Origin of the sequence: Bacillus cereus group sp. MYBK227-1 (genome assembly GCF_051916325.1) — a bacterium.
GTDB lineage: Bacteria > Bacillota > Bacilli > Bacillales > Bacillaceae_G > Bacillus_A > Bacillus_A cereus.
This window is the reverse complement of the sequence record NZ_JBQAGK010000002.1, coordinates 1,043,802-1,069,609: the sequence shown is the minus strand read 5'-3', so window position 1 is coordinate 1,069,609 and position 25,808 is coordinate 1,043,802. Positions and strand designations below refer to the sequence as shown.

The window sequence follows — 25,808 nt, the reverse complement described above, 5'->3', positions numbered from 1 at the left end:
GTGGAATATATCTTTTTATCAGGTATACATGGAGTGGGAAAATCTACTTTGGTAACAAAGCTGCGAAAAGAAATAGAGATTAAATCTTTTTCTGTTAGTGATTTGATTAGAAAAGCTGGTAATAATATAAATACATCTGACAAGAATACAAATGGTATTTCACGAAATCAAGAATTGTGGAAAAATGAATTAAATAAGATAGAACAGGATGGTTTTACCTTATTGTTAGATGGACATTTTTGCTTGTTAGATTCTGATAGTCATGTTACCATGTTACCTTTCTCGACTTTTGAAGACACTAATATGCTTAAAATTATTCTTATACAGAATAATCCTCAAGTAATTAGAGAAAGATTACTAAAACGAGATAATAATGAATACTCAATTAAACTTTTAGAGGAATTTCAGAATTCTGAAATTCGACAAGCGATTAAGTATTCTGAAGAAAGGAATATTGAGTTATTTATTTACGATGAAACTGAACCTTTCCAAGAGTTAATAAATTTTGTTAGAAGTTAAAGCTGTATCATTAGAGGTGGTTGAAACTATGTTACATAATTTGAAAATAAATAAAGTATTTTTTACACCCGTTCTAGAACAAATTAAAACTTTTGAAATCCGAAAAAATGATCGAGACTTTCATATAGGTGATAAAGTTATTTTAAATGAATGGGATGATGAAAAGCAGCAATATACAGGGCGTAATGTTAAAGTAGAAATCTTATATATTACTGATTATGAACAAAAAGATAATTATGTAGTCTTTGGTTTCAAAATGATTTAGGAATTTAGAAATATTTCTTTAAAAAATTCTAACAAGAAGTTATTTATAGCTATCTTGTTAGAATTTTTTTGAGTTTTTAGGGAAATGGTATTTAAACAATTCGCTATTAAGGTGTATGCAAAAGTACATGTTTTACGAGAATTTTAGCTTGGATTAAAATAGTCACGAGTTAATTAATTTTAATCGAATTAATGGTACATTAACTGCTTTTGATTAAATTTCTATGTTACATAATTATGGAATAAACCGCCAAAAAATATAGTCAGACAGAGAACAAACCAGTCTTTCTTAGGCAGTTAATGTTGGAATGTGAATACTTCCAAACCGTATTATTTACGTTACGTCTTTTACAAAACTCTTCTAAGCAACAGAAGAAGGAAAGAAAATTCTCTAGATAATGTTTTTAGAAGAGTTTAGCTACTTAGCTAAGCTCTTTTTTTTATAATAGAAATTAATTGGAGCTACTATGTTTGTGAAGGTGTATGTAATGGAGGAGATATAAAAAAGTGCTAACAAGTTTGCAAACGAACTTGCTAACACCAATACAAAATAGACATAAATTATCGCCGATATGTCGTCTTTGAAAATGGCTTTAATCAGTTACATCATACTTATAAGAAATGCTCATAAAAACAGTCTTAATATCAAGAATATAATCACCCAGATATTCCTTTACTTTTAAGACGGAAACGAGGCATGATATTGATTTCTACCTCAGAGTTTGCGTCAAATAATAAAAAAATACGGTTTGTAAAACTAAAAATACAACAAGCTACAACCGGCATGAAATGGATTAAGATATTTAGAAATTTAAAAGATGATTTTCAAATAGGGGGAGAGGTGGATTTAGACCATATTCTCCAATATCCGAAAGATTATATTGTAGGAGAAAATAAAAGGGTGTTATTTCCATACAATGAGAGAATTTATAAAGTTCAAGGTACTAAAATAGAACCGGGTATAACAGTAAAGGAAAGAGAGTATTTATTTAAAGAATTTCAGCGTAAATTCTCTTATTTCACAATACTTCCAGAATGTAAAAAGGTAGCTACAAATAACAAAAATGAATTATTTCCTTTATTTGCACCAAAAGGATTAGAGACATTAACATTAGAAGTTTGGTCTGAAGATATAGTGCTGGAAATAGAACAAACATTACTTGAGAGTCAAATTGTTTTGACTAAAGTTGGTGAAAATTCTTATGTATTGAATACAGATTTTCCAGTGTTATTAAAGATTGTGAGATACAATATTGAAAAGGTGTTACAAAATCCATATAAAATGCAATATTGCCAAAAATATAAAACAAATCTTGTAGATGATGTTACGAAAGCTGTCTATGCTACCGCGGGCGAGCGCAGTGATGCGACATTAGCATTAATCGCATTGAAAAATTGTGATGGACGAGAAAAAATTGATCCAAAACAAATCATTAGAGAGGGATTTGCACGAGCAAACCGTATTTCAACATTTATTAATTTATTTATAGGCCAAAGTGTATCTCGTAAAACAATTGTAAATAGTGTTTTTAGTTTATTAGAGCAAAAAGGATTTTTGAAGCGTAGTTGGAATAAGATAAATTTACCTTGTATATATGTTAATTTATCAATTGAACGAATATCGAAATTTGATTTCTTACCTATTCTTTCAAAAATAAAAGGAAAAGAAATTTTATATAAATTATATGGGAATACAGAATGGCAAACGATTGATTACGTATTATTAAATATAAATAAACATAATGCATTTTTACCACAACCATCAAAGAGAAATGATATGGGAGCTTTTTTTAAACAATATGTTTCCGAAACATTAATGGAAATTGTACAATATGCAAAAGAACAAAATGAACAAGTTTATTTCATTGTAGATGCAAATTTGAGAAGGTATTGGATAAAAGAGTTACAAAATAAAGAAATTAATACAGATATTTTACCTGATATTGTTCCAGAGGTGTTAAAGGTTCCAAATTTAAATATTATTAGAATAAATACAGGTTTTGATGTACCAAGTTACGGTGTAATAGAATCTGATGATGCTCTAGATAGCATTGGCTTATATACAGATCAAAAAGGGATGTATTATAGCACTGGTGAATATTCACTTAATTGTAGTGGGATTTTTCAGCGATATATACTTGAAATTTTACCATTGGGTGTAAAACCTGTAGAAAGGGATTATATCGCTAAAATGATACATTACATGTGCTGTAATTCTAGTATGCTTTCGAAAAAGAATGTACACATTACATATTCCATGCATATGGAAAAAGTAATAAAGAGTTATATTACTGACATAGATGCAAGAGAGTTTAAAGAATTTGATGATGAATTGGATGTAGATGTAGTAAAAGTAGAAAAGAAAGATTCAATTATTCTACTTTAAATACTAGTAAACAAATCCTGCTCGTTATATCGATCAGGATTTGTCATTTTTTTATGTAAATAAGGATATCCTTTGTCAAGTATCTTTTCGTTTACATATTTACTTTATGTGCAGACAGGATTAATATGTTTTTTAGAAATACAAAAACTATTTCATATGGAAAAACGATTTTTATTAATTGAAAAAATTTGAAAGGAATGGGGAATTGTGAAGAAATTAGATGTGCTCTTAATGCTATTGAGCGGCCTCTTTCCAATTGCAGGACTTACAAAGCAAATCCCTCTAGAACAATCTATATATATTGGAGGGCTTTTATTTTTTACTAGTTTCGGTAGTTATTTTGCTAAAAAGATGTATTCACGTATATGCAGTTGGATAGCGTATGCGCCATTTATAACACTACTGTTAGTTATTTGGCATCAAGATATTGCAACAAGCTCAATCATAGCAAATGCGAAAATTGCTGCATGTGTCGCGTTAATTCCATGTTTATTCCGTTTTCGTACATATGGACTTACTTTGGGCTTATTCTCATTATGGGCCGCTTTACTATGGGATATAAAAGAAGTACAGTCGTTAGTCATACTTGAACGCATAACGAGTTTAATGACAAGCCATTATGTATATATATTACTATTAATTGGAGGACTTGTATTAGGAGGATTACTTGCGATGTTCATTCACCGCAAAGAGAAAGATAATCAAGAAAATATAAATCTACTTGGACCAAAAAAGAAACGCAAAAGATTATCAATTAAGATTCAACTTCCAAGATTGCCGAAATTAAAGATGAAACTATTTAAGTTTGGTGGGAAAGAATCTAAAAGTAAAATGCCAGAAAAGATCCATGAGTATAAGTACGAAGAACCAGTTGCAACATATGAAATGACAGAGCAAATAGATCCATACAAAGAAAATGCAGTTCAAGGTCAAACAAGGATGGAACGCCGAAGAAATAGGTATAATGCATAATGAGGTTTAATAACCCCGTAATGACGTATCTTAATATTGATAAATCATTACGGTTTTTTTATGTAATGAAATGAAGGTTGCTAATGTGGGGGGAACAGCATATTTTATAGGTGGGAACCAAAATGAAATAAGGGGAGGATAAAATGCTTATCATTACATATATATCTGCTTGTATATTATTCTTAGTTAGTTTTTTACATGTATATTGGGCTTTCGAAGGTAATTGGGGGACAAATAGTGTTATTCCAACTAAAGCAGGGGAAAAGGCGTTTACACCTCGTGCCGGAATGACATTGGTCATTGCATTATTATTAAGTATGGCAGCAATAATTTTGTTGCAACAAGCAAAAATTGTTCATTTTGCAGTTCCTAATGTTATTATTCAAGTCGGTTCCTGGATTTGTATGATCATCTTTTCTATTAGAGTAATTGGTGAGTTCAATTATTTTGGTATCTTTAAACGACAAAAAGATACGCACTTTGCTAGAATGGATACCGGTTTATATATTCCACTTTGTGTATTGTTATCTTTATCTTTCTTATTAGCAATAATTTTGTGAGTAAATAATAGTAGTTTCTTTTCTCAAAATATATGTAAACGTGAGAAATCTAAGAGTAAATAAAAAGGATGTAAGCGCCTTCTTGTCGAAATGTAAATTATTATGAAAGGCGGTGACACTATGAAGTATGTAAAAGTTAGTATGAATGGTGGAAGTGAACATAAATTCTCAATGACTTTAGATCGGTTTGAAGAACTTATTACTACAGAGAATGGGATATTAGAAAATAAATTAGTATGTATTGAAAATGTAATGATTAATCCTACTAATATATCTTCTGTAGTTGAAAAAATTGGTGTACCGGCTAAGTTTATGGAAGCTTAAAATCGTTAGATAAAAAAACATCCATTGAGGATGTTTTTTTAATTTATAATTATGAAATTGTGCAATGAAATTTTGAGTAGATTTTTTAGCAATGACTATGCATATATTAAGTACCTGAACATGGTGCTTAATACATGCACGAAATAATAAGTACAAGCATATATTATGTAGTAGGACAAGATCTTCGTGTCCTACTTAATACTCAGAAAAAACCTCTAATCACATAAGAGCAGCTAATTGCAGGGTGCTCTTATTTTTTATGAAAATCTACTATGAGCCTTATTTTATAGTAGGATGCAATAATAAAGGGCTATTTTGAAATAGTGTTTTTTAGCCTTTAATTTTAAATTTATCTTTAACGTTAATAAATATTAAAAATAATATGATAGCAGAAATTAAGTTAGATAAGTAGAAATTTTGATGAAACAGTAGTTCAAAGATGACATCGAAAGTAACGAATAAGGCAATAGCAGGTAGTATGCAAATAAATATAAATCTCCAATTTTTTAAGTAATGTTTATAATTTGTAAGTACTTTATCCATAAATATAGCTCCTATATTTTTGTTTTTATATAATTATACATTTAGATACAAGGATTTTCAAAGTAAAAATATTTAGCAATTCAAAAATATAAGGAGAGCTTTTGTTGAAAATCCAGATTGCTGTAGTAATCTGGATTTGACTTTAAAGAACTATACTAAAATGATACACTATAATCTACGTTATTTTTGAAATGAATAGAGGGATTTGTGTGATAGATAAAATTAAAAATGCTGTAGAGGATATGTACGAAGATGAGGCTAAAGATTTACTTCAAAGTATTCTCATACAGTTAAACTTATTAGAAGAAAACTATAGTGAAGATACAATTAAAAATTTGATGGATATTCCGAAACAATTAACAAGTAATCCTACTTATAAAAGGAATGTAAAAGAAAGTACGCACGTACATATTGCTTTTGATGATTCAACGGCTGGTTGCTTAAAATATATGTTAAGTCAAGAAGAATTATTTGAAGAGAGTGTTGTTGCTTTTTCGGAATTTTTTTCAATTGGACCGATATATAGGTTGCATACGAATGAGGGGCAACTAGCAAGACAGGAGTGGTTAATAAATAACTTAACTGCTTATGATAGTTATTTTGAAGAAGAATATTTATCAAGATTTATAGCAACTATAGAAGAACTACATACTATTCCTGTTGAAACACCTATTACAATTTGGAAGGCTGATAATGCACATGAACATGTAGGCCTAAGTTTTGTAATAGCACAATTAAAGGATAAGAAAAACATTCGAGTTATTAATACGTCTGAAGCAAGTAGAGAAATATTAAAACAAGAGTATGATATTCGTGGAACGGGAGAATTACCACCTGAAAGTTTAGCTCTATTCCAAAAAAGTTTTATAAAGTTACCTTATTTAACTGAAGAGAAGCGAATGAAGTTTGAACATGAGTGGGATAGATTATCGGAAAGCATAGAATGTTTAAGAGTGTGGAAAGAAAATGAAGTGCATTTTGTACAAGAAGATTATTTTGATCAATTTATAATTGAATGCGCGAAAAGTGTGGGTGCTGATCGAGAGTTCCTCAAAGCTCCTAGAGTAATTGGTGAAGCACTTGGTCTTGTTGAACAATTGGTTGGAGATACATTCTTAGAATATCGCTTGAAACAATTAATTAAACAAGAAGTATTTGAATTTGAAGGTTCGTTAGATGAAATGCGTTTTTATAGTGTGAAGTTAAGGAAATAATAAACACATTCTATTTTTGAAAGGCTCGTATTTTTAATAATACGAGCTTTTTAAGTTGAATTTGGGCTATACATAAGCTTCCTAGAGAGGGCATATCACATATGAATGATAAAGGTAATGAATGAAAAGAAGGTGATTTGTTAATATGTATAACCAACAAAATTATCCATATGATCAAGCGATGTATTATAATCCACAAAACTACGGGTATGAACCTACAAATGAAGTGAGAGATATTGAACAAGAAGATTACAGACCAGATGATGCGGAGGATGCTCCAACGTCACCACCACCGTCACAAGCGCCATCGTTACCGTCTACATTTGCTTCTCCGGCACAACCAGGCAATATGAAATCATGGATGTGTAACTGTTTAGGAAGATGGGGCTATTTACGTTTACATCGTCCTGGGCCTTTTGGAAGAGATTTATGGTTCTTTCCGACTGAAGTGAGAAGAAACGGAGTATCAGGTTACACTTGGCAAGGTGGTCGTCGTCGTAAAGTAAGTTATCGCTATCAACAAATTAGTAATTTTATGTGCTTCGCATAAAGAGAAGTGGGAGAGTGAAACGATTTTACTTTCTCACTTTTTTATTTTTCAATATACGAAGTAAGATTTTGATTAAAAATTTACAATTTTCACGTTTTTATTAGAGTATAATGCATATGTTGGTTGGTTTTCAAAAACAAATGAGAGTGAGGGAATACAATGTCAATGAAAAACAAAGTTGGGTTAAGCATAGAGGATGGCATTAATTTAGCTTCAGCTCAATTTAAAGAAGATGCGTATGAAATTTATAAAGAATCGCGAAAAAAACAACCTATATTATTTGTAAACCAAGTTGAAATCGGTAAAGAATGGCTCATTACTAGATATGAAGATGCTCTGCCACTTTTAAAAGATAATCGTTTAAAAAAAGATTGGACAAATGTATTTTCTCAAGATACAAAGAACATGTATCTTTCCGTTGATAATAGTGACCACTTAACAACACATATGCTAAATTCAGATCCACCTAACCACAGTCGTTTACGATCTTTAGTTCAAAAAGCTTTTACACCGAAGATGATTGCACAATTAGACGGAAGAATTCAGAGAATAGCAGATGATTTGATAAGTAATATAGAGCGAAAAGGTACATTAAATCTTGTGGATGATTATTCATTTCCATTACCAATTATTGTAATAAGTGAGATGCTCGGTATTCCAAAAGAAGATCAAGCGAAATTTAGAATTTGGTCTCATGCTGTTATTGCATCACCAGAAACACCTGAAGAAATAAAAGAGACCGAAAAACAACTATCTGAGTTTATTACATATCTTCAATATTTAGTTGATATTAAAAGAAAAGAGCCAAAAGAAGACTTGGTGAGTGCTTTAATACTTGCAGAGAGTGAAGGGCATAAACTTAGCGCTCGGGAACTATATTCAATGATAATGCTATTAATTGTCGCAGGACATGAGACGACAGTGAATTTAATTACAAATACGGTATTAGCACTTCTTGAAAATCCAAATCAATTACAGTTATTAAAAGATAATCCCAAACTAATTGATTCGGCTATTGAGGAAGGATTGCGTTATTATTCTCCAGTTGAGGTTACAACTGCAAGATGGGCAGCGGAACCTTTTCAAATTCACCATCAAACAATACAGAAAGGAGATATGGTTATTATTGCATTGGCTTCAGCGAACCGTGATGAAACAGTATTTGAAAATCCAGAAATATTTGATATTACACGGGAGAACAACCGTCACATTGCCTTTGGTCATGGTAGTCATTTCTGCTTAGGAGCTCCACTTGCGAGGTTAGAAGCAAAGATTGCTATTACTACTTTGTTTAATCGAATGCCTGAACTACAAATAAAAGGGAATCGTGAAGAAATTAAATGGCAAGGTAACTATTTAATGCGTTCTTTAGAGGAATTACCTTTAACTTTCTAGAATAGTTAAAAGGAGACATGCATACATCGAAAATGATTTACATAGAGTATGTATGTGTTATTTAAATTCGAAACGGAAGGGTGAAGACATCCCAATGATCAACTAATTCTATTTGTAAGAGATCTTCGTTAAAAAACGAAATATTCTTCTGAATAGGGTTAGTCTGTACATTTATAGAAAAGGGATGTATTTCGCTCTGCGAATATATAGTCTTTTTATATGATTTGTGCTGCCTCCTGTTCAGAACATGAAATAGGAGGCTTTTTTATGTCGACAAATGTAGTAACGAAACAAAACAATGGGGTATCACAAGTATTAAAAAATCGGTTTGTACAAGGGATTTTAGCATCAGCATTATTTTTACAAATAGGAATATGGGTTCGAAACTTTGCGGTATTACTATATGTAATGGAAATGACAAAAGGTGATGCTTTTGCTATTTCTATGATTTCAGTTGCTGAATTCGCTCCAATTTTTATTTTTTCATTTATTGGCGGTACCTTTGCTGATAGGTGGAAGCCAAAGAAGACAATGATATGGTGTGAAACGTTAAGTTCCATTTCAGTATTCGCTGTATTAATTACGCTTATGTTTGGAACTTGGAAAATTGTGTTTTTTGTGACACTCATCTCTGCAATCCTTTCACAGTTTTCACAACCATCTGGAATGAAGTTGTTTAAACAACATTTATCAACGGAACAAATTCAATTAGCGATGTCTATATATCAAACGATATTTGCAATATTTATGGTATTAGGACCAATTCTAGGGACATTTATCTTTCATAGTTTTGGAATTTATATTTCAATCATCATAACAGGTATCTCGTTTTTACTTGCGGCAGTTGTATTGTTATTTCTTCCGAAAGATCTTGAAAACGACGTAGAAAAGAAAGATATCACTCTGCTGCAGGAGATGAAGGATGGTATTAAGTATGTCAAAAAGAAAAAAGCATTAACTTTGCTAGGGCTTTGCTTTATGGCTGCAGGACTAGGTATAGGATTAATTCAACCATTAGGTATATTTATTGTGACTGAGCAGCTAGGATTATCAAAAGAGAGTTTACAGTGGCTACTAACAGTAAATGGTGCGGGAATGATTGTTGGCGGAGCATTAGCAATGGTATTTGCGAAAAACGTTGCTCCGCAAAAGATGTTAATTATCGGTATGCTTGGTCAAGCAATTGGTATTGGCATTATAGGATATTCTACAAATTTATGGGTGACACTTACAGCTCAGCTTTTTAGTGGCTTAGCTCTTCCTTGTATCCAAATTGGTATTAATACGCTTATTATTCAAAATAGCGATACCGATTTTATAGGTCGTGTAAATGGTATTTTAAGTCCGCTATTTACCGGTTCAATGGTAGTAACGATGAGTATAGCTGGCTCATTAAAAGAGATGTTTTCATTAAGTATGATGTATGAAGGGACGGCTTTACTTTTTATAATTGGATTATTGTTTATTTTACCTATATACAATTTAAAGCCAGTAATAGCGGTAGAAAGTGAAATAAGTGGTAAAGGAAGTGCTGTACAAAATGAATCCTAATCCAAATATTAAATACCCTATTGAAGGAAATCAAAACGTTCAATTTATAAAAAATACAATAACAAAACCTAATATACTTGTTGGTGACTATTCTTATTATGATGCGAAAGATGGAGAAACATTTGAAAATCGAGTATTACATCATTATGAATTTCTTGGGGATCGCCTTACTATTGGAAAGTTTTGTTGTATTGCATCTGGAGTTAACTTTATTATGAACGGAGCGAATCATCGGATGGATGGATTTTCGGCATATCCATTTAATATCTTTGGAAATGGGTGGGAGAAGTATACACCTAGTTTGTCTGATTTACCTTACAAAGGCGATACAGTTATAGGAAATGACGTTTGGATTGGTATGGACACAACTATTATGCCCGGAATAAAAATAGGAGATGGTGCAATCATTGCAGCTAAATCTGTTGTGACTAGAGACGTCGCACCATATACAATTGTTGGTGGAAATCCAGCAAATAAAATAAAAGAGAGATTTTCAAATGAAATAATAGAAGAATTATTACAAATTCAATGGTGGCATTTTGACATTGAAAAAATAACTGAAAATATAGATGTGATTGTACGAGGAGATATTGAACCATTAAGAAAGCTAAAAAGGGAATAAAAAATGCATGACAAAGAGTATCATACCTCCGAATTTTGTTAATGATAATAGAACAAGGAGGTGTGATACTATGGCACAAGACGTTTTATGTGAAGTAAATAACTGTAAATTTTGGGCGAACGGTAATAAATGTAGTGCAGAGGCAATTTACGTAGTAAGTCATAAAGGTAAACATGCATCTACAACGGAAGAAACAGATTGCAAAACTTTCGATCCAGAAGTATAAATGTTTGAAGGGTAGCCAAATCGTGGTTGCCCTTTTATTAATTATAGTATTGATAATAAATATCATTTTCATTCATTGTTTTTAACTTTTCTTGTTATTTTTTCATATTTTTTTCATAAGTGATGTAATCCAACTCAATTCATGTTCAATTCGTGATTTACTAAATTCAATGACTTCAGTAATAAAAGATGAGGTAACATCTAGAGACTGAATAGCAGTAAGCTGATTATATAGTACGTTTTGACGTACAGTCAAAATCTCTTTTCTATCCTCATAGTCAAGTTTTTCAAATAGCGCAATACGAACAAGAAATTCTGTATTGTTTGTCGCAAGTTTTTCGGGAAACTCTCGTAACATTTCAGAAAAAATTTCTTCTCCTGTTTCTGTTATATCGTACATATTTCGGTTTGGTTTTCCGACTTGTTTATGTGTTTTTTTCGTTATAGCACCCATATTTTCAAAGCGCCGAAGGGCAGGATAAAGCATGTTGTGATTTAATTCGAAATTTTCACCTAAACGATTTTGAACATTTTTTTTAATTTCATATCCATGTTTTGGTCCTGTCGTTAATTCTGCTAGTAGTAAAATGTCAACGTACATAAAAATCCCCCTTATATATTTCTCAAGTTCTCTAATGAAAAATCCCCTTTGGTATATGTTAAAATAACATATGATAGTTTATACAACTTTGGACTGCCGACCTATCACTTTTATTGTAAAAGAAAAGGGAGGAAAGAACTATGGCTTCACCTGAAAATGTTATTTTAGTTCATGAAATTTCAAAGCTGAAAACAAAAGAAGAATTATGGAATCCATATGAATGGTATCGTTTGATGAGGGATAATCACCCAGTTCATTATGATGAAGAGCAGGATGTATGGAATGTTTTTTTATATGATGATGTAAATCGTGTTTTATCAGATTATCGCTTATTTTCAAGTAGAAGGGAGCGCAGACAATTCTCAATCCCTCCTTTAGAAACTAGAATAAATATAAACTCTACAGATCCACCAGAACATCGCAATGTACGTTCCATTGTTTCTAAGGCATTTACTCCAAGAAGTTTAGAACAGTGGAAACCTCGAATACAGGCTATCGCAGATGAACTTGTACAACATATCGAAAAATGTAGTGAAGTTAATATCGTTGAACAGTTTGCTGCACCTTTACCTGTTACCGTTATTTCCGATTTATTAGGAGTCCCAACAACAGATCGTAAAAAAATGAAAGAATGGTCTGATATTTTATTTATGCCGTATAGTAAAGAAAAGTTTAATGATCTGGATGCCGAGAAAGGGATAGCATTACATGAATTCAAAGCATACCTTCTACCGATTTTTCAGGAAAAGAGATATCATTTAACCGATGATATCATTTCTGATTTAATTCGAGCTGAATATGAAGACGAAAGATTAACCGATGAAGAAATTGTAACCTTTTCATTAGGTTTACTAGCGGCTGGGAATGAAACCACTACAAATTTAATTATTAATAGCTTTTATTGCTTTTTAGTAGATTCACCTGGAATTTATGAAGAGTTAAGAAAAGAACCTAACTTAATTTTAAAAGCGATTGAGGAAGTATTACGCTATCGCTTTCCTGTTACATTGGCCCGGAGGATTACAGAGGATACAAATATATTTGGTCCTTTCATGAAAAAGAATCAGATGATTGTTGCGTGGGTTAGTGCAGCGAATTTAGATGAGAAAAAATTTTCACAAGCCTCTCAATTTAATGTACATCGAACAGGAAATGAAAAGCATTTAACCTTTGGGAAAGGTCCTCACTTTTGCTTAGGAGCACCACTTGCACGTTTAGAAGCTGAGATTGCATTAACTACCTTTATAAATGCTTTTGAAAAAATAGAGCTATCTCCATCTTTCTGTTTAGAAAAATGTATATTGGAAAATGAACAAACATTAAAATACTTACCTATTCGATTGAAAGCCAAATAAAAATCTTAACAAGGTGCATACATTTGCATCTTGTTTTTTTGTTTCTCAATTGTGAGTTTTCGGCAATTACCTTAATATGGAATTGTATAAAACGTAGAGGAGGATTCTTATGTTGACTTGTAATGGAAGTAAATCATTTCAAAAGTTTATTAAAGGTGTTACAAATCTTATGGAAAACGGTTTATTTGAAGAAGAAATAGTGTGTGGCATTGAAAAGTTACTAGAAGAACTTTTAGAAAAGAAAACATGGCTTCCGTTAGATAAACAGAAGGCCAATTTGACTCAATATGCACGACATTTATTGTATGAAGATCCGCTCAAACGTTTTGAAGTACTAGCTCTCGTATGGAAAGATGGACAATCTACACCTTTACATGACCATGACGGCACATGGGGAGTAGAAGGCGTTTTTTCAGGAAGGATTATGGTGAAGAACTTTATACAAACGAAACAACTTGGAAATTCACTTGTTTATTTAACACATACAGGAAATCTTTATTTGGGAGAAGGAGAAACAGATAAAGTAATTCCACCAGCGGATTGTCATATTCTTGAAATTAGTAAAAATGAAAGCGTTATTACGATTCATGTCTATGGAAAACGGCTAGAAAAGTTTAAAGTATATATCCCAACTGAAGAAAAAAATGTGTACATGTGTGAGACAAAATACATTAGTTATAATTCATAGTTTAAAATCCAAAGCTTTTTTAAAAAGAAAAGCTTTGGATTTTATTTTTAATTATTTCTTGACCTGAAACGCTTTTCATAAATTATAAATAAGAAGTACCTCACGAGGATTGTATGAAAACGATACCTAATAATTAATTAGAACTCGTGTATTTATAGAAAGTGGTGAAGAAATAATGAAATTAATCGCAATTGATTTAGATGGAACTCTTCTTTCGGGGAATAAAATGATAAGTAAAGAAAATGCAGAAGCAATTCGAACATGTCAAGAAGCTGGCCATGTTGTAGCAATTTGTACAGGACGTTCTATTGTTGACATTGAGCGATTATTGTTAGAAGTTAATTTAGAGTGTCCAATCATTGCGGAAAATGGGGCTCTTATATATAAAGATAAAAAAATGATGAAGAGATATCCGATTCAAAATATGCAGGCACTTGAAATTGTAGAATATCTTGAAGAGAATGGTTTATATTATCAGCTTTATACTGATAAAGGTGTGTATGTACCGGATTATGGAGTAGAGAGTGTACGTAATGAAATTGAGTATGTGAAGAATTCAAAAGAAAATTTCGACTTGAAAGAGTTAGAAACAATCGCAGCATTATATCTTGAGCATACAGCGTTTCATAGTGCGGAAAGTTGTAAACCAATTGTAGAAACAGATATACATGTGCATAAACTATTACCATTTTCTTATGATATTGAGAAATTAAAAAAACTAAAAGAAACATTTCTTCATAATACAGATTTAGCAATTACATCTTCATATTGGCACAATTTAGAGATTAATCATCGAGATGCTCAAAAAGGGAATGGATTATATACTTTAGCAGAACATCTTAATATTCCGGTTGAAAACACTGTAGCGATAGGTGATGGACTAAACGATGTTTCTATGATGGAAAAAGCGAATATATCAATTGCAATGGGAAATGCAGTTGAAGAAATAAAAGCAATGTGTAAATACGAAACGTTATCAAATGAAGAACATGGTGTGGCACATGCTTTATATAAATATGTAATGTAATTAAAAAAAGAAAAAAGAATCCAAATGGATTCTTTTTTCTTTTTTATTAGGGGTAAGGTATTCTATGAGATTCATAGAAGCCTTATTACATTTTATTATATAGAATATATTGGAATAAATGTTTATATTTTTCATAGGAAATGTGAATATTTTATGAACTTTATACTTATTGCATGTTTATACCGCTATTAGTAACGTGTATGAATCTCGAGTAAAAATTCAGTGAATGTAAGGAGGAATTCAAGTTATCTAGATAATAAGTGAGGAATCAACGAAATATATACTAATTAAAGGTATATTCAGTATATATATTCTTTTCTTGTTTTAATTGAAAAATAAAATTTGTTCGAATAATTATTCTACAGCTATATACCTACACTAGCTTTCTTCGTATAATGGAGAAGTATGAATTTTAGATTTGTATTAATTTTACATATTGAGGTGAAAAAGGAATGAATTCGCGGCTAATGGAACTTATTGATGTGAGTACAATAGAAACCATGGCAGAACAATTTTATAAATTAACTAACATATCACATCAACTTCTTGATGCTGAAAAAGAGTGTGTTTTTTCATTCGGAATGAATGAGATAAAAAAGAGTAAACTTCCAAAGATTGAAATCCCCATTTTCTTATACAATCAACATTTAGGATCTTTTGTTGTATGGTCCAAAAAAAGTGAAATTTTCAGTTGTCAAAAATACTTTGAAATGCTCTCAAGTTTAATTTTAGATAGTGCAATAAAAGTATTTCAAAGTAAAAATACAACGTTGCTTTCTCAGAAAGAGGAGGAACTACATACGATTTTACAAAACATGCCTGTTATGGTCGATGCGCTTGATTATAATGGAGATTTTGTTTTGTGGAATCGAGAATGCGAAATTGTAACAGGTTATACCGCTGAAGAAATAATTGGAAATCCCAATGCACTGCAATTATTGTATCCTGATCATAATTATCGCCATCAAATACAAAAGAAATTTTTAACTTGTGGAAAAAATTTCAGAGATTGGGAAATGCACTTAACATGTAAAAATGGTGAAATCAAAACAATAATGTGGTCGAATATATCAGAACAGTTTCCTGTAACAGGATATAGTTATTGGGCTGTTGGTGTAGATATTACACATTTAAAAGCGATAGAAGAGCAGTTAAAACAACAAACATCTGAACTGGAATTAATTTTTAAAGCTTTACCAGATTTATGTTTCTTAACAGAAGATGATGGCACAATTATAGATTACAAGGCAGGATCTCCTACAAAGTTTTACGTACCCGCAGAAGCTTTTATGGGAAAAAAGTTTTACGAAGTATTACCAACGTCAGTAGCACAGCAGTTTCAGGAAGCCATTAATCAAGTTAAGGAAAAAGGAACGAATGTAATTGTAGAATATCCACTCACACTTAATGGAAGTATTGATTTCTTTGAGGCTAGGTGCTTACCATTATTACATGATAAAATTATGATTATTGTACGCGACATTACAGAGCGAAAAAAGACAGAAGAATTGCTAAATAAATCAGATACGCTTGCAGCAATTGGTCAATTAGCAGCTGGCGTGGCTCATGAAGTAAGAAATCCTTTAACTGTAATTAAAGGTTTTATACAGTTATTTCAAATTAATAAAGAAGATCAAGAAAAATATTTTGATCTTATGCTCTCTGAAATTGAAAGGATAGAAGCGATCCTGCAAGAATTTCTGGCAATTGCTAAAACAGATGAGATAAATACAGAAAAGAAAAATATTTATCAAATTTTTAAAAATGTCGTATCGTTAATGAATACAAAAGCAATTATGACAAATATTCAAGTTGAACTATTTACGGATGACAAAGATATAATTATTGAATGCTCAGAAAATCAATTGAAACAAGTATTTATTAATATTTTGCAAAATTCAATCGAAGCTATGCCAAATGGTGGGGAAATTTCAATTCACATAAAAGAAATAAATGATGATGGTGTCATCATTCATGTAATAGATGAAGGAATAGGAATACCTGAAGAAAGAATTAAGAGATTAGGTGAACCTTTTTATAGTACGAAAGAAAAAGGGACTGGTATTGGATTAATGTTAAGTTATAAAATTATTGAAAGTCATCAAGGGACAATTAGTATCATGAGCGAGGTTGGTGTCGGGACAACAGTAACTATTTACTTACCGAAAGTACTAAGTAAACAATCTCTTTCTAATTGTGACGACAAATGTATAGCAATACGCACTAGTAGTAATTCTTAAATCAATTAATACCCAATAACAAAGCGATTAGTGAAAACTAAGCTTTTTGTTATTGGGTATTTTTTATATTTAATTTAGTAAACTTTACCTTTTCTTTACCTTTGTTTTAATTTCTATTAAGTTTTAAACATTATATTAATATTTGTACAAAGCAATGTATAGAAATTGTACATTACTTTTAATATAGAAATGTGATTATTATTTGAAATATTGTAAGGAGGAGATTATGACAAGGTGAAAAAGCAAGAGAAGAAAAGTGGTAGAGTAGTACCTCTCCGGTTAAATATTTTATTCCTTTGTGTATTTTTATTATTTTCTGGCATTATTATTCAGTTAGGGAAAGTGCAAATTTTTGATGGAGAAACATATAAAAATGAAGTAGAGAAGAGAGAAAATGCAACCGTGGGCCTTTCTGTACCACGTGGGAAAATATTTGATCGTGAAGGAAATCCAGTAGTTGATAATAAGTCTTTACGTACGATTACATATACAAAGGTGAAAGGTGTAAAACAAGAAGAAATATTAAAATCAGCAAGACAACTTGCAGATATTATTGAAATGCCGCAAGAAGATATAGATAAGTTAACTGAGACTGATAAGAAAGACTTTTGGATGCAATTAAATCCAGAACTTGCTCAAGACTTAGTATCAAAAAAAGAAATAGATAAGTTCCGAGATAAGGATATTACCGGAAAAGAGCTAGACAAAAAAATAGAAGATTTAAAAAGGAAACGCGTTACAGATAAAAATCTTCAAGAACTAACGGCTAAAGATATAGAAGTGTTAGCTATTAAAAGTAAAATGACCTCAGGTTTTCAAATGGCACCTCAAATTATTAAAAAGGACGTTAGTGAACAGGAATATGCGGTGATTAGTGAAAATTTAGCGAACCTTCCAGGAGTAGACGCATCAGTTGATTGGGAGAGAATCTATGTAAATGATGGATTATTCCGTTCTGTCCTTGGTAACGTTTCAAATGCTGATGAAGGATTGCCACTTGAACGATTAGATTATTATTTAGTGCGTGATTATAGCCGAAATGATAGGGTCGGCAAAAGTTATATCGAACAGCAATACGAAGATGTACTTCATGGTACAAAAAAAGAAGTAAGAAGCATTGCTGATAAACAAGGAAATACTATTAGAACGGAAACGGTTTCGGAAGGGAAAAGCGGTAAAAATTTAACTTTAACAATAGATATGGAATTGCAAAAAAAAGTAGAGGAGAGCATAGAAAAAATATTAAAACAATATAAAGGATCAGAATCAATGTTAGACCGTGCTTTCGTAGTAATGATGAATCCGAAAAATGGCCAAGTATTATCGATGGCTGGGAAAAGGCTTGTAGAAAAAGACGGGAAAATGGAAGTTGAAGATTATGCTTTAGGCACGCTGACAAGTTCATATGAGCTTGGATCAACGGTTAAAGGTGCGACAGTGTTAACAGGGTTTGAAACAAATGCAATAACTCCTGGAACACATTTTTATGATGCACCTATGAAATTTAAAGGAACTAAGGAAAAGAAGTCTTGGAAAAATTTTGGTGATATAGACGATCTAAGAGCGTTACAAGTTTCTTCAAACGTTTATATGTTTAATATAGCATTAAAAATTGCTGGCGTGGGTTATGTGAAAAATAGTTCACTAGATATTAAACAAGAATATTTTGATAAAATGAGGTATTATTTCAGGCAATTTGGACTAGGCGTACAAACTGGTATTGATTTACCAAATGAAACCGCAGGGCAAATTGGAAGAAAAGATAATCAGCCTGGTTTCTTATTAGATTATTCTATTGGACAATATGATACGTATACACCACTTCAGCTTGCACAATATATTTCGACTATCGCAAATGGAGGGTATCGAATGAAACCACAAATTGTTCAAGAGATTAGAGAACAAACCGTTCAAAAAGATGAGGTTGGTAAAGTAGTACAATCAATAGAACCCGTTGTTTTAAATAGAATCGATATGAAACAAGAATATATTAATCAAGTAAAAGAAGGATTTAGAAAAGTATTTCAAGAGGGAGATGGAACGGGAGTAAGAGCATTCCAAAAAGCACCATATAAACCAGCTGGTAAAACAGGGACCGCACAAACTGTATATGGTGGAGAAAATGAAATTGGGCGAAATGCGAAAGGTGATCGTAGAGAATGTTATAACTTAACATTGGCTGGATATGCGCCATATGATGATCCAGAAGTAGCATTTTCTGTTGTAGTACCATGGGTTGAAAATGATAAATCGGGAATTAACTCCGATATTGGAAAAGAAGTTTTAGATGCTTATTTTGATTTGAAAAATAAGCGATTAACTGGTGAAGCGCCAAAAACAGATGCCTCTAAAGAGAATTAAAATGTACGAAACGTCTCTAGTATTTCTGTAAACTAGAGGCGTTTTTATCTGGGAATAGATTAGAAATGAGGTATATATGAAGCTGTTTATTCTAAAATATTGGCGGAACATATGTAGCTACATATTCATTATAATAGGGGTTATTTTTATTAATAAATCCTTTTTATTTTGTATGGTAGAAGGAATTTCTATGCAACCTACTTTGAATGAAAAAGATTATATACTTGTTAATAAGGTAAACGTCTGTTTATTGTCTTTTCATCATGGAGATGTTGTCATTATAAAAAAAGAAGACGAGCCTACTTACTATGTGAAACGAATTATTGGATTATCGGGGGATAACATACAACTAAAAGAGGATGAGGTATTTATTAACAGTAAAAAGCGTGATGAGTCGTATATACATTTAGATATGTCGCAAGTATCCAATCGTTTTTCAAATTTTAGAGAAATAAAAGTTCCTACGCATAAATTATTTGTGTTAGGTGATAATCGTAATCATAGTAAAGATAGTAGGAATACACTTGGACTTATTGATGAATCAAATATAATAGGTAAAGTAGAAATGGTATTTTATCCATTTGATCATATAAAATGGATAAAATAATTCTATTAACGATTCACATTTTATAAAATAAATCATATATTGATAGCATAGGACAAGCAGAAACGCTTGTTCTAACCTCACAGAACACTCCTTATCACGGTTAGGCATCTACATAGGTAGATGCTTTTTTTATGTTGATGACTGAAAATTATTTATCAATATAATGTAGCAAGCATATTAGGACTATTAGGGGAAGATTACTTGTACAAATAACAGTATGCTTAATTAAAACAGTGAAATGTAAGGAGTGAGGAATAAGTGCTAAATATTTTAGTAGTTAATTTTCCAGCAGAGGGGCATGTAAACCCTACATTAAATTTAGTAAAAGCCTTTACTGAACGAGGGGATAACGTACATTATATTACAACGGCAAACTTTAAGGATAGAATTGAAGATTTAGGAGCTACTGTACATACTCATCCGGATCTATTAAAAGAGATTTCTATTGATGCTGAAACCTCATCTGGGTTAAATGCTTTCTTTCATGTGCATGTTCAAACTTCTTTATATATATTAGAAATTACGAAACAATTATATGAAAGTATAAATTTTGATTTCGTAATTTATGATATATTTGGCGCAGGAGAGTTAGTAAAGGAATATTTACAAGTTCCAGGTGTAGTGTCCTCACCTATATTTTTAATTCCGCCAGAATTTTTGAAGACATTACCTTTTCATCCAAATGCAGATATGCCATTTCAACCAGAGGAAATCTCTGAAAAATTACTAAATCAGATGGAACATAAATTTGGAGTAAAACCAAAGAATAATCTTCAATTTATGAATAATAAGGGTGATGTTTGTCTCGTATACACAAGTCGTTATTTCCAACCTAATAGCGAATCGTTCGGGGAAAATAACATTTTTATGGGACCGAGTATTTCAAAGCGTAAAATAAATATAAAGTTTCCACTGGAATCACTTAAAGAAAAGAAAGTTATTTATATTTCAATGGGAACACTGCTTGAAGGACTCGAACCATTCTTTAATACTTGTATTGATACTTTTTCAGATTTTGATGGGATAGTTGTAATGGCAATTGGTGATAGAAATGATATTTCTAAAATTAAGGAAGCACCAGATAATTTTATAATTGCTCCATACGTACCTCAATCAGAAATATTAAATGAAGCAGATGTTTTTATTACACATGGCGGTATGAATAGTGTACACGATGCCATTCATTATAATGTCCCATTTGTAATAATACCGCATGATAAAGATCAGCCAATGATAGCGCAAAGATTAACTGAGCTTGAAGCGGCACATAGACTATTGAAAGAACATGTTAATGTACACACTTTAAAAGAGGCCGTAACAGATGTACTTTCAAATGAAAAGTATAAATATGGTATAAGAAAACTTAATGATAGCTTTTTAGAATGTGGTGGTTCAAAAGAAGCGATTGCAGTTATTGAATCTCTTTTAAATAAAGTAAAACTTTAATTGGTGGGGCTTTACTGCCTGCAAATAGCGGGATAATTAGTCGTAACTGTATACAAGCATAGAGGTTCTCACCTTTATGCTTGTGTATTCTTATCCAGCAAATTGTACAGCAGTATTTGCATGTAAAAAAGCAGTATCAAAAACGGGAACAGTAAGATCATTTTGGGAGATGAGTAAAGGTATTTCAGTGCAGCCTAATAATATACCTTCAGCGCCGTTTTGAATTAATGATTTTGTAATTTGTAATAACCTTTTTTTAGATGTTTCTGAAATGATCCCTCTACTTAATTCATCTAATATGACATGGTGGATAAAAGTTCTTTCCTCGTCATTTGGGATAATTGTCTCAATGTTATATTTCGCTAATCGTGATTTATAGAAATCTTGCTCCATCGTTTGTTTTGTTCCTAATAGTCCGATACGTTTTATATTCTGTTCTACCATTTCTTTAGCACTTACATCACCAATGTGAAGAAGCGGGATAGATATTGCTTGTTCTACCTCCTCGGCAAATAGATGTACAGTATTTGAACACATTAATAAACATTCAGCCCCAGATTTTTCAACTTTCTTTGCAACTGTAACTAGTTCATTTTTCACTTCTTCATATTGATGGTTTTGTAATAAAGTAGTTACTTCACCAAAGTCCATACTATATAAAATTAGCTTCGCATTTTGATCGTATTGAGAGAGTGTAAGTGTATTAATATGTTTATAGTATAATGATGTAGATTCCCAACTTAATCCTCCAATCAAACCAATAACTTTCATAATGCATTCCTCCCGAAACGATTTTGAATTCATTATTTCATAATTCCGATAAGAATACAATGATTTAAATGTGCTATTTAATAAAAAATAAAAATAGTAAGAAAAGTGTTGAAATTTACATTCTTTAGTGCCATAATACGAATTACAAATTAATACTTATCCAGAGAGGTGGAGGGAACGGCCCTAAGAAACCTCAGCAACCCCTATGCAATTTTATAGGAAGGTGCTAATTCCGCAGAGGACACGATGTGTTTTTTGAAAGATAAGAGGATTCTTGAAAGTGAAAGAAAGTGACCTCTTATGTAAGAGGTCATTTTTTTGTTGTATAGAAAGGGAGTGTCGATGCATAATTCATTTTTAAATTAAATATAGAGTAATAAAAGTTGACTAATATGAGAGGGGAATTGTCATGAATAAATTATCAACAAAGTTAGTAGTAGCAATCGGTATTGGAGCAGCATTATACGGGATATTAGGACTTTGGGGATTTTCTATTGCACCGAATACATTTATTAAACCAGCATTAGCTATATTAACTGTTTTTGGAGCATTATTTGGTCCAGTGGCAGGACTGTTAATCGGACTTATCGGTCATACCGTAACAGATACGATTGCTGGATGGGGTATTTGGTGGGGATGGGTTATTAGTTCAGGAATTATTGGTTTTTCAATGGGGCTTATTCAAAAAAGAGTTGGTTTTAGTGTGAAAAACGGGTCGTTTAACAAGGGGGATATTTCTTATTTAGCAATTACTGGGCTAGTTGGTATTGTCATTGCTATTATATTTGCTGGGGCATTCGATATTATTGTGATGGGAGAACCATTTGACAAAATTGTTATACAAGTATTAGGAGCAACAATTTCCGATGTCATCGTTTTCTTAGTACTTGGATTACCACTTACAATTGGTTTGGCGAAATCCAATAAGAAACATACACATTTAAAAATTGAAAAGTAGGGATGTTAACATGCAACCAATTATTTCGTTTGAACAATTCACCTTTCAATATGGGCATGCTGCGCAGCCTACTTTAAGTGATATTACCTTTCATATATACCCTGGGGAAAAAGTGCTAATTGCTGGACGAAGTGGTTCAGGAAAGTCGACATTAGCTCATTGTATAAATGGGCTAATCCCATTTTCTTACGAAGGGAATAGCACAGGTAACGTTTTAATTGCCGGTAAAGACCCAAGGGAAGGAAGTATTTTTGAACAAAGTAAACAGGTAGGAACAATTTTACAAGATCAAGATGCTCAATTTATTGGTCTGACAGTAGAAGAAGATGTAGCTTTTTATTTAGAAAATGAATGTGTAAAGCAAGATAACATGAAAAAGATTGTTTCGGACTCATTAAGAAAGGTGAAGATGCATACGTTTCATAAACAAAGTCCACATGAATTATCAGGAGGTCAAAAGCAAACAGTTTCTCTTGCTGGTTTATTAACAACAAATGCGGATATATTATTGTTCGATGAACCATTAGCGAACTTAGATCCACTAAGCGCCATACATACGATAGAACTTATGAAAGATATACATGAGCAGTATAATAAAACGATTGTTATTATCGAACATAGGATAGAAGAAATTTTAAAACTGGATTTAGACAAAGTTATATTAATTGATGAAGGTAAAGTCATTGCGATGGGAACACCAAAAGAAATCTTAGCGTCAAATATATTACCACGTATTGGCTTAAGAGAGCCTATTTACATCGAAGCATTAAAGAGATTACATTTTGATCGTAATAATGACGTAATATATCCAATGGAAAACCTTCAAAAAGAAAAGGTAAGAAACGTTATAAAAGAGTGGATGGAGAAACAAGTCATATTAGAAAGGAATGCTAAAAACAAGGAATTACTTAAAGTGGAGAATTTATCATTTTCATACCCTAATAAACAAAAAGTATTAGAAAATGTAAACCTTTTAATATATGAAGGAGAAATTGTGGCACTGTTAGGACATAATGGAGCAGGGAAATCAACATTAGCTCATAGTCTTATAGGTATAAACAAAATGAAAAATGGGAAAATTGCGTTAAAAGGTAAAGATATTAGTTCTTGGTCTATTCGTAAACGTGGGGAAATCATATCTTACGTGATGCAAAATCCAAATCATATGATTACACAGCCTACTGTTTTTGAAGAAGTTTCATTTACATTAACATTACATAATTTTTCTAAGGAAGAAATTAAGAATAAAGTAGAAGGGATTTTAAAAATTTGTGGTTTATATCCATTTCGTAATTGGCCAATTCAAGCACTAAGCTATGGGCAAAAAAAGAGACTAACAATCGCATCTGTATTAACAACAAATCCTAAGCTTATCATATTAGATGAACCGACAGCGGGACAAGATTATTATCATTATAAACAATTTATGTCGTTTATTAAAAACCTAGCTAAAAAGGGAATTTCATTTGTTGTTATCACTCACGATATGAATCTCGCGCTAGAATATACAGACCGTGCAGTAGTTCTACATGAAGGGAAAATTATTGCGGATAATACAGTGTTTGATGTATTAGGCAATCAAGAAACGTTACAAAGAGCCAACTTAAGAGAGAGTTCTTTAACCAAGCTTATTAAATTTAGTGGGATTGCATGTCCAGAAAAATTTATGGAGCTTTATTTAGACAGTAATAGGAGGGAGGAAGGTGCATAGTACATATTTTCATCGTATGGATGGGGTAGTGAAATTGTTTTTATTTATTTTTTGTATGACGCTTACTTTTTTGTTTTTTGATTTTCGGGTGTTGCTAATATTATTTATTATTGGGTGTATCGGACTCAGCATTGCTAAAATTCCATTTCGTAAAATTTTAATTGTTTTTAGTGTCATATTTACATTTAGTTTATTAAACTCTGTCATGATTTTATTTATTACACCAACTCATGGATCTGAATTAACTGAATCATATACCGCGTTTTTACATGTTGGATATGCAACGATTACATATGAAACATTATTTTATGCAGCTACACTTTCATTAAAGTATTTTACGTTATTACCATTTACACTTCTTTTTATTTACACGACAGATCCAAGCGAATTTGTAAGTAGCTTAAGTAAACTTGGTATTCATTATAAGATTACATATGCAATAAATATTGCACTACGTTATATTCCTGACATCCAGTCTGAGTATAAAATTATTAAACACGCGCAAGAAGCGAGAGGAGTGGCTTTTGAAAAAGGAGAAGCAAGTTTATGGGTTCGTATGAAGAACCGTGTTTTAATTTTCTGGCCACTAATCATTCATTCTCTAGAAAGAATAGATACGGTTTCAAATGCAATGGATTTAAGAGGATTTGGAAAGAAGGATAAACGTACATGGTTTTATACAAGTAAGGCGAAACGTGAAGATTTCATCGCTTTATTTGCCGGTATTTTCATATTTATTGTTGCGGTATATTTAAAATTAAACGTATTTCAAAACTTTTGGTATCCATTTTAAAGCACTCTTTAAACGAGTGCTTTTACTTATTTTTATGTAGACATGCTCAAAAAAGGGATATATACATAATGTATAATACGAACCAGTTAAAATGATCAACTACCTATTAGTTTTCAAACCAAAAG

Annotated in this window: 25 protein-coding genes and 1 riboswitch; of the genes, 22 read left to right on the top strand and 3 right to left on the bottom strand. The window is 31.6% G+C overall.

What is annotated here, in order from left to right; all coding sequences use genetic code 11:
• From ACTFRM_RS12560 to ACTFRM_RS12535, 6 genes are all read left to right on the top strand, one after another.
• Positions 1–519 (top strand): ATP-binding protein, encoded by a 519-nt coding sequence (locus ACTFRM_RS12560; protein ID WP_440043334.1) that lies wholly within the window; start codon positions 1–3, stop codon positions 517–519.
• 28 nt (positions 520–547) lie between these two features.
• Positions 548–784: a DUF3850 domain-containing protein gene (locus tag ACTFRM_RS12555; protein ID WP_283746351.1), complete on the top strand. Its 237-nt coding sequence runs from the start codon at positions 548–550 to the stop codon at positions 782–784.
• 702 nt (positions 785–1,486) lie between these two features.
• Positions 1,487–3,169, top strand: coding sequence for an RNaseH domain-containing protein (locus ACTFRM_RS12550; protein ID WP_149287454.1), 1,683 nt, complete (start codon positions 1,487–1,489; stop codon positions 3,167–3,169).
• Between the two features lie 207 nt (positions 3,170–3,376).
• A complete protein-coding gene (locus ACTFRM_RS12545; protein WP_322372847.1) occupies positions 3,377–4,141 on the top strand; it encodes a DUF3959 family protein in 765 nt (254 codons plus the stop codon).
• Between the two features lie 143 nt (positions 4,142–4,284).
• Entirely contained in the window at positions 4,285–4,701 is a 417-nt protein-coding gene (locus ACTFRM_RS12540; protein WP_322372848.1) for a DUF3995 domain-containing protein, read from the top strand.
• A gap of 120 nt (positions 4,702–4,821) precedes the next feature.
• The gene (locus tag ACTFRM_RS12535) at positions 4,822–5,025 is read left to right on the top strand and encodes a hypothetical protein (protein ID WP_000878369.1); all 204 of its coding nucleotides are present in this window, start codon (positions 4,822–4,824) and stop codon (positions 5,023–5,025) included.
• A 330-nt stretch (positions 5,026–5,355) separates the two neighbouring features.
• Here the strand turns inward: ACTFRM_RS12535 and ACTFRM_RS12530 are convergent, their stop codons facing one another.
• A complete protein-coding gene (locus ACTFRM_RS12530; RefSeq protein WP_000362067.1) occupies positions 5,356–5,568 on the bottom strand; it encodes a hypothetical protein in 213 nt (70 codons plus the stop codon).
• A gap of 209 nt (positions 5,569–5,777) precedes the next feature.
• Here ACTFRM_RS12530 and ACTFRM_RS12525 point away from each other — a divergent pair, with 209 nt between their 5' ends.
• From ACTFRM_RS12525 to ACTFRM_RS12500, 6 genes are all read left to right on the top strand, one after another.
• Positions 5,778–6,782 carry a DUF1835 domain-containing protein gene (locus ACTFRM_RS12525; protein ID WP_000565687.1) on the top strand — a complete coding sequence of 335 codons (1,005 nt, stop codon included), beginning with the start codon at positions 5,778–5,780 and terminating at the stop codon, positions 6,780–6,782.
• A gap of 145 nt (positions 6,783–6,927) precedes the next feature.
• The gene (locus ACTFRM_RS12520; protein ID WP_000282687.1) at positions 6,928–7,332 is read left to right on the top strand and encodes a hypothetical protein; all 405 of its coding nucleotides are present in this window, start codon (positions 6,928–6,930) and stop codon (positions 7,330–7,332) included.
• A 159-nt stretch (positions 7,333–7,491) separates the two neighbouring features.
• Positions 7,492–8,727 carry a cytochrome P450 family protein gene (locus ACTFRM_RS12515; RefSeq protein WP_000062133.1) on the top strand — a complete coding sequence of 412 codons (1,236 nt, stop codon included), beginning with the start codon at positions 7,492–7,494 and terminating at the stop codon, positions 8,725–8,727.
• Between the two features lie 267 nt (positions 8,728–8,994).
• Entirely contained in the window at positions 8,995–10,278 is a 1,284-nt protein-coding gene (locus tag ACTFRM_RS12510) for an MFS transporter (RefSeq protein WP_000106396.1), read from the top strand.
• The gene (locus ACTFRM_RS12505) at positions 10,268–10,900 is read left to right on the top strand and encodes a Vat family streptogramin A O-acetyltransferase (RefSeq protein ID WP_001069204.1); all 633 of its coding nucleotides are present in this window, start codon (positions 10,268–10,270) and stop codon (positions 10,898–10,900) included. The genes ACTFRM_RS12510 and ACTFRM_RS12505 overlap by 11 nt, the downstream gene beginning before the upstream one ends.
• A 70-nt stretch (positions 10,901–10,970) precedes the next feature.
• On the top strand, positions 10,971–11,126 hold the full coding sequence (locus ACTFRM_RS12500; RefSeq protein ID WP_000046095.1) for a DUF1540 domain-containing protein: 156 nt from the start codon (positions 10,971–10,973) through the stop codon (positions 11,124–11,126).
• Positions 11,127–11,228: 102 nt separating this feature from the next.
• On the opposite strand, the gene ACTFRM_RS12495 is transcribed toward ACTFRM_RS12500, so the two are convergent.
• A complete protein-coding gene (locus ACTFRM_RS12495; RefSeq protein WP_322372850.1) occupies positions 11,229–11,726 on the bottom strand; it encodes a PadR family transcriptional regulator in 498 nt (165 codons plus the stop codon).
• A 140-nt stretch (positions 11,727–11,866) separates the two neighbouring features.
• Here ACTFRM_RS12495 and ACTFRM_RS12490 point away from each other — a divergent pair, with 140 nt between their 5' ends.
• From ACTFRM_RS12490 to ACTFRM_RS12460, 7 genes are all read left to right on the top strand, one after another.
• A complete protein-coding gene (locus ACTFRM_RS12490) occupies positions 11,867–13,081 on the top strand; it encodes a cytochrome P450 (RefSeq protein ID WP_322372851.1) in 1,215 nt (404 codons plus the stop codon).
• A gap of 109 nt (positions 13,082–13,190) precedes the next feature.
• On the top strand, positions 13,191–13,769 hold the full coding sequence (locus tag ACTFRM_RS12485) for a cysteine dioxygenase family protein (protein ID WP_000954442.1): 579 nt from the start codon (positions 13,191–13,193) through the stop codon (positions 13,767–13,769).
• Between the two features lie 175 nt (positions 13,770–13,944).
• Complete coding sequence (locus tag ACTFRM_RS12480) at positions 13,945–14,796, top strand: Cof-type HAD-IIB family hydrolase (protein WP_000766393.1); 852 nt, start codon at positions 13,945–13,947, stop codon at positions 14,794–14,796.
• A 452-nt stretch (positions 14,797–15,248) separates the two neighbouring features.
• Positions 15,249–17,036, top strand: coding sequence for a PAS domain-containing sensor histidine kinase (locus tag ACTFRM_RS12475; protein WP_001088561.1), 1,788 nt, complete (start codon positions 15,249–15,251; stop codon positions 17,034–17,036).
• A 234-nt stretch (positions 17,037–17,270) separates the two neighbouring features.
• Positions 17,271–19,397 (top strand): peptidoglycan D,D-transpeptidase FtsI family protein, encoded by a 2,127-nt coding sequence (locus tag ACTFRM_RS12470; RefSeq protein ID WP_322372852.1) that lies wholly within the window; start codon positions 17,271–17,273, stop codon positions 19,395–19,397.
• Between the two features lie 76 nt (positions 19,398–19,473).
• A complete protein-coding gene (gene lepB, locus ACTFRM_RS12465; RefSeq protein WP_322372854.1) occupies positions 19,474–20,004 on the top strand; it encodes a signal peptidase I in 531 nt (176 codons plus the stop codon).
• 258 nt (positions 20,005–20,262) lie between these two features.
• On the top strand, positions 20,263–21,450 hold the full coding sequence (locus tag ACTFRM_RS12460) for a macrolide family glycosyltransferase (RefSeq protein WP_322372855.1): 1,188 nt from the start codon (positions 20,263–20,265) through the stop codon (positions 21,448–21,450).
• 90 nt (positions 21,451–21,540) lie between these two features.
• Here the strand turns inward: ACTFRM_RS12460 and ACTFRM_RS12455 are convergent, their stop codons facing one another.
• Positions 21,541–22,221: an aspartate/glutamate racemase family protein gene (locus tag ACTFRM_RS12455; protein ID WP_000864372.1), complete on the bottom strand. Its 681-nt coding sequence runs from the start codon at positions 22,219–22,221 to the stop codon at positions 21,541–21,543.
• Positions 22,222–22,374: 153 nt separating this feature from the next.
• Positions 22,375–22,490, top strand: a riboswitch (SAM riboswitch).
• Positions 22,491–22,630: 140 nt separating this feature from the next.
• Between ACTFRM_RS12455 and ACTFRM_RS12450 the strand changes: the two genes are divergently transcribed.
• From ACTFRM_RS12450 to ACTFRM_RS12440, 3 genes are read left to right on the top strand one after another with little or no spacing between them, the layout of a single operon-like run.
• A complete protein-coding gene (locus ACTFRM_RS12450) occupies positions 22,631–23,179 on the top strand; it encodes an ECF-type riboflavin transporter substrate-binding protein (protein WP_001038210.1) in 549 nt (182 codons plus the stop codon).
• Positions 23,180–23,189: 10 nt separating this feature from the next.
• A complete protein-coding gene (locus ACTFRM_RS12445; protein WP_322372856.1) occupies positions 23,190–24,890 on the top strand; it encodes an ABC transporter ATP-binding protein in 1,701 nt (566 codons plus the stop codon).
• Entirely contained in the window at positions 24,883–25,683 is an 801-nt protein-coding gene (locus tag ACTFRM_RS12440) for an energy-coupling factor transporter transmembrane component T family protein (RefSeq protein WP_000556372.1), read from the top strand. The genes ACTFRM_RS12445 and ACTFRM_RS12440 overlap by 8 nt, the downstream gene beginning before the upstream one ends.
• The last annotated feature ends 125 nt before the right edge of the window (positions 25,684–25,808 follow it).